Raw genomic sequence first — 17,603 nt, forward strand, 5'->3', positions numbered from 1 at the left:
AGTACGCTAAGATACTGTTGCTATACTATTTTTGCAACCGAAATAACAAACACTCCATCTCTGGATAGCTTGCTCAAATAAATAACGTCCATTCTCCATGCACGGCAAATGCCCCATGAAAGAATGGACGAATACTTCAAACAACTTTACTCATCTATTTTCAGTACCGCCATAAATGCTTCCTGAGGTACTTCTACGTTACCGACCTGCTTCATACGCTTCTTGCCCTCTTTTTGCTTTTCAAGCAGCTTCCGTTTACGAGAAATATCGCCGCCATAACATTTGGCCAAGACGTTTTTACGCATCGCCTTAACGGTTTCACGCGCCACAACCTTTGTTCCTACAGATGCCTGGATCGGCACCTCAAACATTTGACGCGGAATTAGCTCGCGCAGCTTCTCACAGATAATACGTCCGCGATGATAAGCCCGATCTCTATGCACGATGAACGACAGCGCATCGACCTGCTCGCCATTCAACAAAATATCCATTTTCACCAGGTTGGACTGGCGATAGCCTGAAATCTCATAATCAAAGGAAGCATAACCTTTGGTACTTGATTTAAGCTGATCGAAGAAATCATATACGATTTCAGACAGTGGAATTTGATACGTAATGGTTACCCGTGTCGTATCCAGGTATTCCATATTTACGTACTCACCACGTTTGGTTTGACAAAGCTCCATCACCGTACCTACGTAATCATTAGGGACGATAATGCCTGCTTTTACATAGGGCTCTTCCACATGTTCAATCCGTCCGATTTCCGGATAATTCGATGGATTGTCGATCTGGATCGTTTCCCCATTCGTCAACTTTATGCGGTAAATAACACTTGGTGCCGTTGTAATCAGCGGAATGTTAAATTCACGTTCAATCCGTTCCTGGATAACGTCCATATGAAGCAGACCAAGGAAGCCGCAACGGAAGCCAAAACCCAACGCGCTTGATGTTTCCGGCTCAAAACTGAGCGAAGCATCGTTCAGTTGTAGCTTTTCAAGCGCCTCACGCAGATCGTTATACTCCGATGTTTCGATTGGATACAAGCCGCAATATACCATCGGATTAATTTTCCGATAACCTGGCATCGGTTCTAATGTTGGATTTTTTGCATCTGTCACCGTATCCCCGACACGCGTATCACCCACATGCTTGATACCGGCAACGATAAAGCCAACATCACCGATGTTCAGCTCGTCCACGATGTTCATACGCGGCATAAAAGCACCAACTTCAATAACCTCAAACGTTTTGTCAGTCGCCATCATTTTAATTTTCGAACCGGCTCGGATACTACCATCCACAACGCGAACATATACGATAACGCCTTTATAAGGATCATAGTGCGAATCGAAAATGAGTGCCTTGAGCGGATTATCCGGATTACCTTGCGGAGCAGGCACACTTCTGACCACCTGTTCCAAAATTTCTTTGATGCCGATTCCAGCTTTGGCTGAGGCATGTACGGTCTCGCTCGTATCCAAGCCGATAACATCCTCGATTTCCTGCTTTACCCGCTCAGGATCAGCACTTGGCAAATCAATCTTGTTAAGCACCGGCAAAATCTCCAGATTGTTGTCCAACGCCAAATATACGTTAGCCAACGTCTGTGCCTCGATTCCCTGCGCGGCGTCTACTACCAGCAAAGCACCTTCACAGGCTGCCAAACTACGGGATACCTCATACGTAAAATCGACATGTCCCGGTGTATCAATCAAATTCAAAATGTACTCTTCGCCGTCATCGGCCTTATAAGTGAGTCGCACTGCCTGGAGCTTGATCGTAATTCCGCGCTCCCGTTCCAGCTCCATCTGGTCAAGCACTTGCTCCTGCATTTCACGAGAAGTGAGTGCACCGGTATATTCTAGAATCCGGTCAGCCAGCGTGGATTTACCATGGTCTATATGTGCAATGATACTAAAGTTCCGAATTTTACGTTGTCTTGCCAAAATGTCAGTCATGCCTTACCCCCACACAATGCCTAGTGTCAATCAGCTTATTATAGCAGTTGTAAGGGGGGTCAGCAATATTTCTATTCTGTTACTCCATCAAATACAGATACGACCCATCGAATGCCCTGTCTCGACAGGTTTTGAAGCAACCCAGCTGTTTTGTCCGCCATGGTATCCACCGAGGCTTTCTGTCCCTTGACGGCTAGCAGTTCACGCGGTGTCTCCAGGCCCTGAGTATTGACATGTTGCGCAGTCGTCGAATACCATCTGGATGCTCCGAGCTCCGTCTGTTCCTCATTTTCTTCCCTTCCACCAGCTTCATTTATACTCGCTTCCGCTTTAGGCTCAGCCTTAACATTTCCATTAGTGCTATACGTACCGCTATATGCACGAGTGTTAGCTGCGGGTGTGTCCTCAATAATCGTCTGTTCATATCCAACTTTCTGTTGATTTACCGATTGAATCGTATTCCCTCCGTTCCATTCCGGCCCATACACTGAACGCAGACCAGATCCTGCCAGTTGCATACCAAGAAGAATACCTGCCCCCATAAGCAGTACAAATCCAAGTGCTTTCTTACGAAAATGTCCAGACATTACCTTCCCCCCTTACTGCTACCTCATTTAATTATCGCTGTTGCTCTTTTTTGTATCCGATACATTAGTGCCCGCTTTCTGAGCTTTCTGATCTTCCCAATACACTTCACCGATCATGTCCGCCAAAACGTCCGAGGTCCGTTTCAACTCCTCCTCGGTGTTATCAATACCCCCGATTTCAATTAAAATGCTATGCGAAGACAAGCTTTGATTGTATTCACCGTTGTTGCCTTTGCCACCATCTTTCCCCCATACACCACGTGATACGCCATGATACGATTTTTCCAGCTTTTCATGAATACGAGCAGCAAAGGCTTCATTTTCGCGCCAATTTTTGTTGTCATGTCCGATAATAAAATACACCTTGGCATAAGAAAGTCCATTAATGGTTGCTGTTGTTTTTCCATGACGTTGTGAATCCCGGTGGATATCAAGCAAATAAGTTAAACCTTTATTTCCTGCTAAAGCTTCCTTGACTGTTTCGCGTGAATATTTATAGGAATAGTTCCAATTGTAATTTTGAACTGTAGTAGCATAATCCTTGTTTACATGCAGTGTGGATATCCCCTGCTTTTCCAGCCTCTTCTTTACAAAGTCCCCTACCCTTGACACATTGGCCGATTTAGAACCTGAATTGGGATTGGAACTGGTTTTGCTAAGTAGTGGGTTATATGCTTCTCTGGGATGAGAATGGTAGATTAATATGCGCTTGTCCCCTTTGGCCGTATCACCTGGATGATCCTCACGTACCGGATCTGTTTCCGGTGTTGTCGGAATATTCGGCGTATTAGTCGGTGGGTTCTCAGATGCATCTGAGCCACCAGGAGCATCCGTCGTTCCCTGATCGGGCTGATAATCCGTAGGACCCTCTACCTTGATGTTCCCCGAACCCTTGCGCAGCAAGACAGGTGCTCCTGCAGACATGCCAGGAATCTCACGAGAAATGAGACTTTTGGGATCCTGCGGATTAATGCCTGTAAGCATCTGAAATACAAAAGGCGACCATTGTTCACCCGACAACGAAGATTGCTGCTTCTTTTGTGCCAAATGAGGTACTTCCATACCTAGCATATCCGCAAAAAAACCGCTGGACACCGAGCCTGCCAATCCTTTCATCGAAGAAACAGGAGATGTTTGTAGACGATTTTCTGCCAATCCCCCTAGCCCCAAAATGACAAATAAAAGCGCCGAGCCCATGATCAGCAGCACAAGCGTATGTCCCATCGCCAAAATTTCGATCCCTTTTCTTCTCCATCTTCCGACGTTCCAGGTCTGAATTTTTTTCATGTGAGCCTTGTCCTCCTTCGTCCCGTCGAAACCCGCTTTATATTTGGAACATAGGGTTCCTATCTGCTGCGGAAATCTCTTATATTTCAACTCTATGAACGGAGAACAATTACTAGAACACAAAAAATCTCTACCACAGGTATATCACCTCCCTTTTTGAAAGAGATTAGATTCCTGTTAAATAGAGACTTTTGTGTGAAATACGATTTTATCAACCCTTGATTAATGCGTATATGCGGCGACATTGCCAGGATCCACAGCTTCGTGCAGAGCAGCGTTCAATCCAGTAGCAATGATGTTCGCGATATCTTCAATAAATTCATCGATTTCTTTAGGAGTCACAATCAGATCATGTCCCAGCGGTTGCAGTACCTCTCTCACCAGCCCAAGTCTCTCAGGTTCTGAAATATCGTCCAGCATCCCCAGGATTGCTTTTGTAGAAGCCTTTTCTTTGGTAAAATGTGTTTTCATCAGTTCAATTACGTTATTGACAATGGTCGAAGCGTAGCATACCGTTGGAACGCCGATAGCGATACACGGAACACCCATAATATCCTTGGTGATACCGCGCCGCTTGTTGCCAATACCTGAACCCGGATGTATCCCGATATCGGCCACCTGAATGGTCGTATTGACACGCTCCAGTGAACGTGACGCCAGTGCGTCAATGGCAATAATCAGTTCTGGCTTTGTGCGATCCACGATGCCTTGAACAATTTCACTGGACTCAATCCCCGTAATACCCAGGACGCCCGGCGCAATTGCGCTCACATCCCGATAGCCCGGGTTGATTTGATCAGGTGTCAGTTCAAAAAATTGACGAGTCACCATCAAATTCTCAACGACAAGCGGACCCAGTGAATCGGGAGTGACGTTCCAGTTGCCCAGACCTACCACCAGTACCTTTGCCGTATTAGAAATCCCTATTTTTTGTATAAAATGCTCCATTTCTTTTGCAAATGCAATAGCTACACGTTGCTGGAGCCCCGTATCGCCTTCACGCAAGCCGGGTACTTCCAGTGTGACGTAATGCCCTTGTACCCGCCCAATACGGTTGGCTCCTTCTTCATTCAGTACATCCAACCGTGTGATTTTGATTCCGTTATCTTCCTCCACATTCTCATTTATGCCCGCCAGGGGTACAGGCTGATCCCGTTCAGCCAGTTCTCTTGCCTCTAATGCCAAATCCGTGCGTACCGCATACTTCTGCAAATCTAGATCCATCTTTTAAGCCTCCTTGGATACCATCTTTGACTATAGTGTGCGAGACACCCAACAGCTTTATGCATATCCATTTTCATCCTGTAATTCGCATCGCCTCAGAATGTTTTCTTATTGCAATTTGAGGTGTGGCATGCTAAAATATTTTAAGTTGTGAAACGTTTGTGTTCATAAGTAATGCCTTTACAGGAGGTGAATGTAATGCCAAACATCAAATCCGCTATCAAACGCGTTAAAACTAGCGACAAACGCCGTGCGTTGAACGCTTCCCAAAAATCCGCGCTTCGTACAGCAGTAAAAGCTGCCGATACAGCGTTGGTAGGTAACGAAGCTGAAACTGCTGCTGCTGCTTTCAAAGTAGCTTCCCAAAAGCTGGACAAGGCTGTAACTAAAGGTCTGATCCACAAAAATGCAGCTGCTCGCAAGAAATCTCGCTTGGCGAAAAAACTTAACGCTCTTACAGCTCAAGCGTAAGCAAGAGCTACTTTCATACGTTAATGAAAAAAACCTGACCAGCCTTGGCTGATCAGGTTTTTTTAGTTTATAACTTTTATTCGTTTACAGCATCAGCGTTCTGCGCTACATAAGTTGACTCTATTAGCAGCACATGAGTGGAATTAGATCGAAGCCCCCGCACCCATTTTCATCAAAAATAGCTCCAGTCCCAGTACCTTGTCAACGACACCTGTTTTCATATGATAATCCAGCTCGCCCAATTCGTAGAGAAGCTGACGCAGCTGCTCAGGGCGGAACCTCCGCGCTTGGTCCCCTGCAACTTTCACCCCATAAGGATGCAAACTAAGCTGACTCGCAATTTGTTGCTGGGAATAGCTTTGACCTGCCAGCTCTTTGACCTGCAACATAATACGGAACTGTCGCGTGATCAAAGCGGCAATCTTGATCGGTTCCTCTTTTTGCTTAAGCAACTCATAAAAAATACTGAGCGCCTTATCCAGCCGCAAATTAGCCAGATCCTCAACCATCGCAAATACGTTTTGCTCTGTGTTACGAGGCACCAGAGATTCTATATCAGCGGATGAAATCGTTCCCTGTGCTCCTGCGTATAAACACAGCTTGTCTATCTCGGCAGCCAAGGATTGCAGCCCAGTACCTGTGAATTGAATGAGGCTTTCAGCAGCTCCTGCAGCCAATTGCACTTCTCTTTCTCCTGCACGCTTATGGATCCAAGCCACAAGATCATCTCCACCCATTGGAGCAAAGGCAATAACCGAAGCATCACTTTTTAGCTTTTTGACAATCTTTTTCCGTTCATCCAACTTTTCAGCCTGAACCGTAAAAACGATGACGCTATAGTCAGTCGGGTTATCCATATAAGTCAACAGCGTCTCAAGCCGGTGCTCTATCTTGCCGCTATCTTTGCCTGCTGCAAATACACTGGTATCCCGTACAATAATCAGCTTCTTTGGTACCAGAAAAGGCGCTGTTTCCGCCTCCTCCACAACCACCTCAATTGGCGTTTCGGTTAAATCATAAGGAATGATGGCGAAGTCACGATGCTCCTCTTCCACCACTTTCTCTTTAAGCATCTCAACAAACTGCTTCATTTGGTATTTTTCACTACCGTATAGCAAATACACTGGCGAAATGTCGCCTTTGCGAATAGCCTTAGAGGCTGTTTTTACATCCATTTTCCGTTCCCCCCACCCACTGATCGTACCTGACATCCGAGCGGAAGGCAAGTCATGACACAAACGAAGGGACCCTACCTATAGGCAGGATCCCTTCACCACCATCTATATCAACACGGCAGCAGAAAGCTCTAGAAACTTTCGGCCGTCGGGATACGACGTCGGTTCATATAGTTTATTCCCTGTTTTTAAAAGTGTGTCAACTTACGGAAACTATTTTCCAGTGCTGCGCGGAACGGTGTACGTATATTTACTTGCAGTCCCATCCTGCTCCGTCTCATACATAAAGGTCTGGCTGTCTTCCGACCAGCTTCCTTTGACCCAGGCACCTTTTAGAGTACGGACTTCCAGTGTTGTTCGGTCTACACCGTTATCGGAAAGCTTATACACTTTCAGCTTTTTGCCCTCAATAGCCACCGCATAGCTACCATCAGGCGAGTTGAGCTGATCTGTAGAGGCAGATTGGGCACTATAGTTGGAAGCATTATTGTTGTCCGGAGAGACCAGTGAATTAGATACAAAGCCTTCTTTACGAACCGGGTCTTGTGACACGGATGATTGCTGATCATTAGAAGCTGCATTGCTGCTATCCGTTCCCAAGGCATTGCCCGAATCCTTGGTGATGCTTCTGGAAGTCGCTTCTTTCGACGTTTCATTTGACGCAATTCGATCCTGTACCTTCAAATCCTGACTAAGCGACGAGGATGAATCATTCGTACTTGTGTTACCATTATTATCGTCCTGAGCAGTACCCGTACCCGCTAAGGGTGCTTTTTCCATTTTCGGTTCCAACTGTTCATCAGGAGCAATCGTGGATTGATCAGATTTTTCCTGACTTAGCTGTTTGTCCTCAGATTTAGGAGCATCTCCAGCAGACGGATTTTCCTTTGTCACCTGACGATCCGTACGTAGCTGTCCCTGCCCTTCATCCTGACGAGAAGAATGTTCGGCTGGTGCAGACTTCGTCGAATCTTCCTCCCCAGCTCGCTGATCGTCACGTTTCCCAGCATCCCGTTTGGAAGAGTTCTTTTCATCGTCTGCATTAGTTGCACCTTGTTTGCTCAGGCCAGGATCTTTATCCGCAGGTGGCTGAGATGCATCCGTTTCTTGCCCCTGCTCTGACGGCTGCTTTGTAGAATCCGAACCAATGGCTGTATCATGTCCTCCACTGCCATTGGCTGTACCTGGAAGAGTTTCCGTCTGATTCTGCGGATTCGTCACTTCGGGCGACTGGGTAGTAAGTATGCCTTCCGCATCTTGTACTGTTTTAGGCTCGAAGTTAAATACTACAATCCCCAGTACAACAGCAGCGGCAGCCACGCCTATAGCAGCGCGCCCAGCCATTCGATTCCACCAAGGTATAGGCTGGGTACGTTGTCTAGGCACTGGTCCAGGCTCTACAGCCACAGGCTGCATTTCCTGAAGCGCACTTCCCTGCTCTTCACGTGCGCGGTCAATGGCATCAAGCTGAGGCAGGATGGAATCCACCAGGCTGAACGCCGGGGAAACCGCAGGCAATTCCTCCAGCTCGCGAGAGAGTGTCTGAAGAATAAGAAATTTTTCCGCACAGTCCGGGCAAGTCGCAATATGGTTCATTAATTGGGACGTCTCTTCTTCGCCCAGCTCATGATCCACATAACGCTGCATCCAATCCATCACCTCTTCCCCACACTTCATCCTGATACACCACCTTTCTGATATTCCTGAAGTAGCCCTTGCAATTGCTGTCTTGCACGATATAAGTATGACTTGACCGTATTTAGCGGCAAATCCAGAGAATCTGCAATCTCGTTATAGGAGAAATCCTGCAAATATCTTAAGACAATTACCGTCCGGTGGTGCTCCGGAAGCTGTTGTATAGCCTCACGAACATCCTGTGCCATGTAAGAGGTCAACACCTCGACCTCCACATTTTGGGGATCGTTGAATATCATGTCGTGCTCGTCAATGGAAACCGAGGGCTTCGTTCTTCTGAATTTGTCGATGCATATATTCGTTACAATGCGTTGGACCCAGGTTTTAAACTGCGCTTTTTCCTCATAAGAGTTAATTTTGGAATAGATCCGTATGAGGGCTTCTTGTGAAGCATCCATGGCGTCCTGCTCATTGTTTAGAATGTAATATGCCGTACGGTACACATGCTGTTCTATCTCTCTTAATAGGGTAATGAGAGCGTCGCGATCGCCCGATTGAGCGGCTCGAATGAGTCCCTGCTCTACCACAAAGGATCCCCCTCTCCCTGCAATATTACAGACGTATCCCTTTTACAAATTGTTGCAGGATAGACGTCTGACACTAATTTTATTTTTTCAACAAAAAAAATTATACCAAAAAGCCCAGAATCCCCAGCGTATCCTCCCTTAGAATAACAGAAAAAGGGAAGGTAGTCACCTTCCCTTAGCTCCTACTACATCTAAATGCTAGCCTATCGAGCTGCAAGATCATATTGTTACTTCTTGGAAATCAAAAAATCCGATATGCATTCTAATTAATAAGTCAGAGCAATCGGATCTTGAAAATAAAAATCTTCGATTGAGTATTGATATACTTTACCTGATTTAACGGCAGAAAGGTTCTTCACACGCTTTTAGATAAAATATCTTTTCCTTGGCTGCTCCATCACCTCTAATACCCAACATTAAATAAGAAGAGTAATTGTACCTTTATCACTTTCATATGTACGCGTGGCAGCTTCATCTCCAGTTGATGTGGTCTTGGCAGCAGCCGATTGACCGCTTTCCGTTGCAGTCTCACCCCCACTTGTAGCATTGCGCTCAATACCAGCATTAACGAAATGATGAACAAACAAGCTGAAGCTCTAAATTTAAAATAACTCACAATATTTCCCCTATTAATAATGATTCTCATTTTCATAACTCATTTGATTCTATCAAAGCTTACAGCTACTGTCCATGTAGATTGGATTCAAAGCAAACAACACACTCCTAAGAGTGAGCACCCGTTTTAGTGTGTTGTTGTATTCGTATCTGTTTTGTACTGTTTGCGTTGGTACCGCACACTCAGTTTTCCTTGCTGTGCTCGAATCTGTATCTCTCCCATCGTATCGGTTCGATATATAGCAGAATCAACTGCTGACAAACGTTCCAATACCGCTTCATTCGGATGTCCGTAAGTATTGGTCGCACCGACCGAAATGACAGATACTCTCGGTCGCCAGTAGGATAACCACTCTTCCGAGGTAGAATACTTGCTGCCGTGATGTGCTATTTTCATGACATCTATAGCATTCCTTGCCCCTCCCGTTGCTCCCTCATCTTTCAAACGGAATGAAGAAGGGGTTAATTCAGCAAGCAACAATGACTCTGCTGCATCATCCATATCTCCTGTGAACAAAAAGGAGGCTCCCTCCATCTCCAATATCATGGCAACAGAGTAATGATTTTGTTCCTTCATAACAGGCAGCTGTTCAGATTCGTTATCCGGTAGCGTAAACGGATAGAGAAAGCGGATTTTCGTAGCCTGGTCTGGTTCCCATTCCATGCTATGATGTGCCCCGTACAGCTTGATCTGCTTATCTAAAGCCGTGTTCAACAGCTTACGGAATGGAGCTTTATCTGTCAGGGTACCATTAAAAAACAAGGTAGATACGGGAATCTGGTCAAGCACAGCTTGTAATCCTCCGGCATGATCATGATCTCCGTGTGTTAAAATGACAGCATCTAGTCGATGCACACCTCGTTGCTTTAGTAAGGGTACAAGCGTATCTTTACCTACCTCGTAGGGATCTGCACGCTTGCGCCAAGCATTTTTCCCTGTTGCAAAGTCCATTGTCCCCCCGCCATCAACCAAGATATGTTTCCCGCCCGGCGTTGTGATTAAAATGCTGTCACCTTGGCCCACATCCAGATATTGAACAATTCCCGTATTCCCCTCACCAGGAGATTGGTAACCTGTATACAATATTCCAAGCCAAGCAATAACACTTAGAGCCAGTGCCAAATTACGATAACCATTCCACTGTCGACGCGCAAATCTCCCTGCTCCCTCAGGTTCAAGAGCCGTATGCAATATAGCCGCCCACTCTGAAGAAGCTGCTAATCCTGTATAGATAGTTGATGAATTGGGAGTAGAGTCCAAGACGGTAATGTCGTTCGTTTTTCTGCGGGATGTCAGCCACGTTGTGAGCCAGTACAAAACACTGTACAAAGCTACGTAATACGCTATGACCCACAGAATGGAGGAAGACGGCCAAATACTCACATAAGCATCATCCACATTCAGCCATTTTACTAGTAAAAAGGTCAAATCGTTCAATTGCTCTGCCGGCCAAGCAAAAATGCGAGCCCCATCCCCCCACAAAAAGGCAACTCCCATCGCCACCGTACCCAATGGAAGCACGATATATGTAATAAGGGGTACAAGCACAAAATTGGCCGCAAATGATAGCAGCGAAAATTGATTAAAGTAGAATACCGTCATTGGAAACGAAACAAGCTGTGCCGTAATTGTAATCGCAACTTCACCGCCGATCAGGAAAGGCCATTTGGCGAAAAACGGCTTCATAAGCGGCATATAAATGAGCAACCCACCTGTCACCAAAAAGGAAAGCTGAAAGCTGACGCTAAGTAGATAATATGGATTCCAAATCAGCATGAGCAGCGCAGATATACTTAGAATATTAAGTCCGTCTTTGAGCAACCCTCGTCGGGCTGCAAACAAGCCGATCATCGCCATAATTCCTGCCCTCACAACAGAGGGAGAAGCACCAGTCAGCAGGACATAAGCCGGAATGAGTATCATCACGACCGTAAGAGATGTCTCGCGGCTAACTCGTAACAGCCTGAGTAGATATAATAGTGTAGCTGCATATACTGCCACATGCATGCCCGATATTGCTAAAATATGCGTTAAACCAAGCTGCGTAAACTCGTTATAGGTTGCTGGGTCCAACTCATCTGTTACCCCAAGTACCATTCCTTTCATATATCCTGCGTGATGAAGCGATGTAAATGCCAGTTCCATTCTCTGTCCTAGCTGCTCCCTAAGCTGGTCATTCCACCTGAACAAAGTGTAGCGGTTCCATAGTGAAGCATCCTGCTTCTGTAACGAGGCTGCCCCATCGCCTTTGAAAAGCCAGTGGATTTCCTGTGTGTGCAGGTATTCACTGTAATCAAAGCCACCAAAGTTCCCCGCTTTTGCAGGAGCCTTTAAGGTGCCACGCAGTAGGATCGCATCTCCACGTTGCCATGCTGCCGCAAGTTGCTGTTCCTGCTTGGCAGCCAACTTGATATGAACAATGACCTGTTCAGAAATTGGTGCACGATTCTCGTCCTTGTTCGAATGATTTCCGAAGTGATTGATTGAAGTAACTCTCATCTCAAACTGTGTTCGATCACCATCTACCTGTACTTCAGAAGCGATAAACCCTGCTGCTTGAACAGGCATGTCTTCCACCATAGAAGACGATACATGAAGAGCATCGGGAATACTGCTAACATTATGCATATCATGCCAAAACCAATGAAATCCACCTCCGCTGAATACAAGCCAAAGTAATACCATATGCCGGATGGGGATTTTCATCAATAAAGCTATAAGCGGAAAGATCAGAGTAACCCCCGCCCAAAGCAACAAAAGCATACGTCCAGAATACAGACATGCTCCCGCACTTCCTGTAATCCAACAAACAGTAAGGGTCAATATAGGTCTAGTTAACACAAGCTTAGCTTGAATACGATCACCTTCCGGTAGCAAACATTGCTTTCTGTTCAAAAACACAAAACAAAAAGAACCTCTGACAAAATAGCATTCGTCAGAGGTTCTTCCTCGTTTACTATTTAATTCATAACATCCATCAGCGTTTCTTTTGGTGGATGATAGGTCTTCAGCATACGAAAAGCGATGCCCTTTTCCTCCATCATAGCACGAACCTTGTCGGCATCTTTGGGATAAGGTCGGTGGTATACAATCTCCACAATACCGCTGTTCGCCAACATATTGGCACACGTCCAGCATGGCTGGTCGGTGACATATACTGAAGAGCCTTCACGATCAATTCGGTCAGTAAACAGCAGCAGGTTCTGCTCTGCATGAATAGTGCGAATACAACGCTGCTTTTTAACCATTTCCTCGTGCCCATCACGGTGAACGACCTCATACTCCTCTGAAATCATACAGCCTGCCTCCGAACAGTCAGGCACCCCCGATGGTGCTCCATTATAGGCCGTCCCCAAGAGCTTTTTACCTTGTACAAGTACGGCTCCAACATGACGCCGCGCGCAGCGCGAACGGGTGGATACCATATAAGCGATATCCATGAAGTAGGTGTCCCAGTCCTTGCGTACATCTGCACTCATTTCCATCTCTCCCGTATAAACAAGTTAAAACGTAAACCATATCCGCTACCGCCGTTCTCAGGGTATAAACATTGTAATTATTACATAAGTTACAAGCTGACATACGGCTTCATTTTCGCCAACATTTTAGCTCCGATTCCTTTTACATGATCCAAATCATTCACACGTTTGAACGCCCCGTGCTGATTGCGGTAGTTCAAAATAGCCTCGGCTTTCTTAGACCCAACCCCTGGTAGCTCCATTAACTCGGCAGCAGTCGCCGTGTTGATGTTTACCTTTTTTTCGCCGGAAACGGGTGTAGTAACCGAATCACTTACCGTATTGGTCCTACTCGTCGTTGCACCACTCGAACTGACAATACCTGTGTCTGAGGTCGGATCCGCAACACCTGACTGCTTTACAGCACTCGAATTTCCCGCAATAGAGTTTCCGCTCACAGCAGCAGATACACCAGTAGATATCTGTACAGTATCACTTTTCACTTTGTAAGCGGCTTCGGCATTCCTACTGCGCTCAGCTTTGTCTGAAGGTTCTTTTACAGCAGGCTTTTCCTGGGCATAGTCACTGCTGCGCTGCGACTCATTTGGCTCTGAATCCATCGCCACAGCCTGCTCCACCTTATGGTTAAGTAAAGTCCACTCTTCTTGCGGCTCAGAACGCTGTCCTCCGGCAAATAAAATAAGTCCACTGCCGATTACAGCAAGCGTTATCGCTGTTCCTGTCCATACGCGTTTCATTTCCGTATCGTCCCCTACTCCACATGGATTCGGGAAATTGAGCCGACTGAAAACACCGCCTCTATCAAACAGAGCAAGTCTGTCCAATTCCCGTTTAGCCGGAGGGTGTAAACAACCTCCATACGGTCTCGCTGTGAGCATTTTTACAATAAAGTGATACGACCCCGGGCACGATCTAACATGCTCAGACATAAAATTCGTCATGTCGGCCAAGACCAGGCGCATACACTAAGAAGAATGACAGCTGACAGCACAGCGTCTATACCGCAAAGTATGAAAGGAGGACGTTGAACAATGAAAGTTGGATTTATCGGGACTGGCAGCATGGGAAGTCTGCTAATTGAGTCTTTTATTCATTCTAACGCACTCAAGCCGCAGCAAATATCAGCAAGTAATCGAACGCATTCCAAGGTAACCGAGCTAGCCCGTCGTTATCCAGGTTTGCATGCAGTCCAAAGCAACCGTGAAACGGCAGCGGAAAGCGATGTTCTGTTTATCTGTGTGAAGCCGCTGGAATCAAAAGCCGTAACGGATGAAATACGCAACGTCATTACAGAAGAGCAAATCGTCGTATCTATCACAAGCCCGGTGCAGATTCGTATTTTAGAGCATGCACTGAAAGCTAAAGTGTCCAAAATTATCCCCAGTATCACCCATCAAGTAGGCAGCGGAGCCTCACTATGCATCCATGGAAGCCGGATTACAGAGGAGGACCGCTTCCTTCTGGAAGAGCTTATGTCCCACATCAGCAGGCCGATTCGGGTTAAAGAATCTTATACTCGGATCACGTCGGATTTTTCGAGTTGTGGTCCTGCTTTCTTGGCCTTTTTTATGGACCAGTGGATTCAAGCCGCAGTTCAAGCTACAGGTATGGACCGTACGGAGCTATGCGCACTGGCCGGTGAAATGATCATCGGAACTGGAAAGCTGCTCACGGAAGGCGGGATGACACCAGCCGAGTTACAGGCCAGAGTAGCGGTTCCCGGAGGTATTACCGCCGAAGCTCTCGCACTGTTGGACATCAGCCTGCATAGTGTCTTTCCCGAGCTGATACAGGTAACGCACAACAAATATGAAGAGGACATGCAAAAGATAGATGTCTCCTTCGGCTTAAAGCCAATTAACCGGCAACAATATTAACCAGCTTACCTGGAACAGCAATTACCTTGCGGATCGTTTTGCCGGCCAGTGCCTGCTGAACATTGTCCAACGACACAGCGAATGCTTCCATCGCTTTAGCATCAAGATCCTTGGCAATCGTTGCACGCTGCACAATTTTACCATTCACTTGCACAACAATTTCCACTTCGGCGTCCACCGTCCATGCTTCATCATAAGCAGGCCAAGCCGCGTAGGTAATGCTATCATTGTGCCCCAGCAGCTGCCACAATTCCTCGGCCAGATGGGGTGCAAGCGGCGACAGCATTTGCACGAAGTTTTCCATTGCTGCACGCGGCAGAAGGTCTGCTTTATATGCATCGTTGGTGAAGATCATCAGCTGGCTGATCGCTGTATTGAAGCGCAGTGCATCCAGATCTTCGGTTACTTTTTTCAGCGTTTTATGCCAAGTACGATTGAACTCATCGCTACCGCCGTCATTTGTAATTTTATCGTTCAGGCTACCATCCTCGGAAACAAACAGGCGCCATACGCGGGACAGAAAACGATGTGCTCCCTCTACCCCATTCTCATTCCATGGCTTGGTCGCTTCCAGCGGCCCCATAAACATCTCATAAATACGCAGCGTATCGGCGCCAAACGTATTGACAATATCATCAGGATTAATGACATTACCGCGTGATTTACTCATTTTTTCATTGTTGTTGCCCAAAATCATACCCTGGTTGACCAGCTTATAAAAAGGCTCTTTCGTTTCCACTACGCCGATATCATACAATACCTTATGCCAGAAACGGGCATACAGCAAGTGAAGAACCGCATGTTCAGCTCCGCCAATATACAAATCAACAGGCATCCATTCACGTTGTTTCTCTTTGGATACAAGCTCTTTGTCATTTTTCGGATCAATAAAGCGCAGGTAATACCAGCAACTTCCTGCCCATTGCGGCATTGTATTCGTCTCGCGACGTGCTTTCATACCTGTCTCAGGATCAATGGTTTCCACCCAATCTGTTGCGTTCGCCAGCGGGGATTCACCTGTACCTGAAGGCTTAATATTGTCCATCTCCGGCAGTACGAGCGGAAGTTGGTCCTCAGGAACCGTTTTGATCGTTCCATCCTCCAGATGAATTACCGGAATCGGCTCGCCCCAATAGCGTTGACGGCTGAACAGCCAGTCACGCAGGCGGTAAGTGACTTTGCCGTGTCCTTTGCCCTCGGCTTCCAGCCATTCAATCATCTTCGGAATCGCTTCCTCGTTGGTAAGTCCATTCAGCGGGCCTGAATTCACGTGCGGTCCATCCTCAGTATATGGCTCATTAGCCACATCTCCACCTTGGACAACCTCAATGATATTCAATCCGAATTGCTTGGCAAATTCCCAGTCACGCGTATCGTGAGCAGGTACAGCCATAATCGCTCCAGTTCCGTAGCCTGCCAGTACATAGTCAGCAATCCAGATCGGCAGCTTTTCGCCGTTCACTGGGTTCACTGCATAAGCTCCTGTGAATACGCCTGTTTTATCCTTGGCCAGATCCGTACGCTCCAGATCGCTTTTACGAGCAGCTTGTTCACGGTACTGTTGTACAGCATCCTTTTGCTCAGGCGTAGTGATAATATCCACCAATCCCTGCTCTGGTGCCAGCACACAGTAGCTTGCGCCGAACAGTGTATCTGGGCGAGTTGTAAATACTGTGAGTTGCTCGTCATAGCCTTCAATTGGAAAACGAACCTCTGCCCCGGTAGACTTACCGATCCAGTTCCGTTGCATATCCTTAATACTCTCAGACCAATCCAGTTCCTCCAGATCATCCAGCAGACGATCCGCGTATTCCGTAATTTTCAGCATCCATTGACGCATTGGTTTACGGACGACCGGATGACCGCCACGCTCACTCTTACCGTCAATAACTTCTTCATTCGCCAGCACCGTTCCCAGCGCTGGGCACCAGTTCACAGGTACTTCAGCTACATATGCAAGGCCGCGCTTGTACAGCTGGATGAAGATCCATTGTGTCCATTTGTAATAATCAGGATCCGTCGTGCTGATTTCACGATCCCAGTCGTAGGAGAAGCCGAGCGATTTGATTTGACGGCGGAAGTTATTTACGTTTTTCACCGTAATTTCGCGTGGATGCTCCCCTGTATCCAGCGCATGCTGCTCCGCAGGCAGACCGAAGGCGTCCCAACCCATCGGATGCAGTACGTTGTAGCCGCGCATTCTTTTATAACGTGAAACAATATCCGTAGCTGTGTAGCCCTCCGGGTGGCCTACATGCAGGCCGGCTCCAGATGGGTACGGAAACATATCCAAAGCATAAAACTTCGGTTTGCCCGGCTCTTCCCCGGTGCGGAACGTCTTGTTCTCATCCCAATATTTCTGCCATTTTGGTTCAATACTTTGCGGTTGATAGCCGTGCTTCGGCTGTGTGTCTGTCATTGTCTTTTCCTCCTCAAACGGTATGCAACAAAAAAACCTCTGCATCCCGTAGCGTGTCAGCGCTAGGGACGAGAGGTTATATTCCCGTGGTACCACCCTAGTTAGCAGAAAGCGTTCTTCGCGTTCTACTCCCTTTGCACCTGATAACGGAGGTGATCCGATGCGGGTTAATAACAGGATACAAGCACCAGTATAGGGCGTTCCTGCGTTGGACGCATATCTCCGAGGCGAGTTCACTTTGTGCTGTCAACCGGCTTGCACCACCCGCCGGCTCTCTACATGTCC

15 protein-coding genes and 1 other annotated feature (1 of these 16 only partly in view) are annotated in these 17,603 nt (G+C 46.8%); of the genes, 2 read left to right on the plus strand and 13 right to left on the minus strand.

What is annotated here, in order from left to right; genetic code table 11:
* Positions 1-146: 146 nt before the first annotated feature.
* The 4 genes from lepA to gpr form a co-directional block, all read right to left on the minus strand.
* Positions 147-1,961, minus strand: a complete 1,815-nt coding sequence (gene lepA, locus ACYCS5_RS02845) for a translation elongation factor 4 (protein ID WP_029515362.1) — start codon at positions 1,959-1,961, stop codon at positions 147-149.
* A gap of 71 nt (positions 1,962-2,032) precedes the next feature.
* A complete protein-coding gene (locus ACYCS5_RS02850; RefSeq protein WP_459760762.1) occupies positions 2,033-2,548 on the minus strand; it encodes a hypothetical protein in 516 nt (171 codons plus the stop codon).
* Positions 2,549-2,575: 27 nt separating this feature from the next.
* On the minus strand, positions 2,576-3,835 hold the full coding sequence (locus ACYCS5_RS02855; protein ID WP_029515364.1) for a stage II sporulation protein P: 1,260 nt from the start codon (positions 3,833-3,835) through the stop codon (positions 2,576-2,578).
* Between the two features lie 222 nt (positions 3,836-4,057).
* A complete protein-coding gene (gpr, locus tag ACYCS5_RS02860; protein ID WP_165148982.1) occupies positions 4,058-5,059 on the minus strand; it encodes a GPR endopeptidase in 1,002 nt (333 codons plus the stop codon).
* A 198-nt stretch (positions 5,060-5,257) separates the two neighbouring features.
* On the opposite strand from gpr, the gene rpsT reads away from it, so the two are divergent.
* Positions 5,258-5,530 carry a 30S ribosomal protein S20 gene (gene rpsT / locus ACYCS5_RS02865; RefSeq protein WP_013311181.1) on the plus strand — a complete coding sequence of 91 codons (273 nt, stop codon included), beginning with the start codon at positions 5,258-5,260 and terminating at the stop codon, positions 5,528-5,530.
* Between the two features lie 143 nt (positions 5,531-5,673).
* Here the strand turns inward: rpsT and holA are convergent, their stop codons facing one another.
* From holA to ACYCS5_RS02905, 8 genes are all read right to left on the minus strand, one after another.
* Entirely contained in the window at positions 5,674-6,705 is a 1,032-nt protein-coding gene (gene holA / locus ACYCS5_RS02870; RefSeq protein ID WP_029515366.1) for a DNA polymerase III subunit delta, read from the minus strand.
* 213 nt (positions 6,706-6,918) lie between these two features.
* Positions 6,919-8,382: an anti-sigma factor family protein gene (locus ACYCS5_RS02875; RefSeq protein WP_459760763.1), complete on the minus strand. Its 1,464-nt coding sequence runs from the start codon at positions 8,380-8,382 to the stop codon at positions 6,919-6,921.
* A complete protein-coding gene (locus ACYCS5_RS02880) occupies positions 8,379-8,927 on the minus strand; it encodes an RNA polymerase sigma factor (protein WP_013311184.1) in 549 nt (182 codons plus the stop codon). The genes ACYCS5_RS02875 and ACYCS5_RS02880 overlap by 4 nt, the downstream gene beginning before the upstream one ends.
* 403 nt (positions 8,928-9,330) lie before the next feature.
* The gene (locus ACYCS5_RS02885) at positions 9,331-9,543 is read right to left on the minus strand and encodes a hypothetical protein (protein ID WP_069010454.1); all 213 of its coding nucleotides are present in this window, start codon (positions 9,541-9,543) and stop codon (positions 9,331-9,333) included.
* 126 nt (positions 9,544-9,669) lie between these two features.
* Complete coding sequence (locus ACYCS5_RS02890) at positions 9,670-12,243, minus strand: ComEC/Rec2 family competence protein (RefSeq protein ID WP_459761294.1); 2,574 nt, start codon at positions 12,241-12,243, stop codon at positions 9,670-9,672.
* A complete protein-coding gene (locus ACYCS5_RS02895) occupies positions 12,173-12,325 on the minus strand; it encodes a hypothetical protein (RefSeq protein ID WP_459761364.1) in 153 nt (50 codons plus the stop codon). The genes ACYCS5_RS02890 and ACYCS5_RS02895 overlap by 71 nt, the downstream gene beginning before the upstream one ends.
* Before the next feature lie 178 nt (positions 12,326-12,503).
* Positions 12,504-13,022, minus strand: coding sequence for a deoxycytidylate deaminase (locus ACYCS5_RS02900; RefSeq protein ID WP_069010453.1), 519 nt, complete (start codon positions 13,020-13,022; stop codon positions 12,504-12,506).
* Positions 13,023-13,111: 89 nt separating this feature from the next.
* A complete protein-coding gene (locus ACYCS5_RS02905; RefSeq protein WP_340956169.1) occupies positions 13,112-13,759 on the minus strand; it encodes a ComEA family DNA-binding protein in 648 nt (215 codons plus the stop codon).
* 294 nt (positions 13,760-14,053) lie between these two features.
* Here ACYCS5_RS02905 and comER point away from each other — a divergent pair, with 294 nt between their 5' ends.
* Positions 14,054-14,899 carry a late competence protein ComER gene (gene comER / locus ACYCS5_RS02910; RefSeq protein ID WP_340932695.1) on the plus strand — a complete coding sequence of 282 codons (846 nt, stop codon included), beginning with the start codon at positions 14,054-14,056 and terminating at the stop codon, positions 14,897-14,899.
* Here the strand turns inward: comER and leuS are convergent.
* The gene (gene leuS / locus ACYCS5_RS02915; RefSeq protein WP_459760764.1) at positions 14,880-17,318 is read right to left on the minus strand and encodes a leucine--tRNA ligase; all 2,439 of its coding nucleotides are present in this window, start codon (positions 17,316-17,318) and stop codon (positions 14,880-14,882) included. The genes comER and leuS overlap by 20 nt on opposite strands.
* Before the next feature lie 61 nt (positions 17,319-17,379).
* Positions 17,380-17,603 (minus strand) — a binding site (T-box leader) (it continues 34 nt past the right edge of the window).

The sequence above is a fragment of the Paenibacillus sp. SEL3 genome (assembly GCF_054602585.1).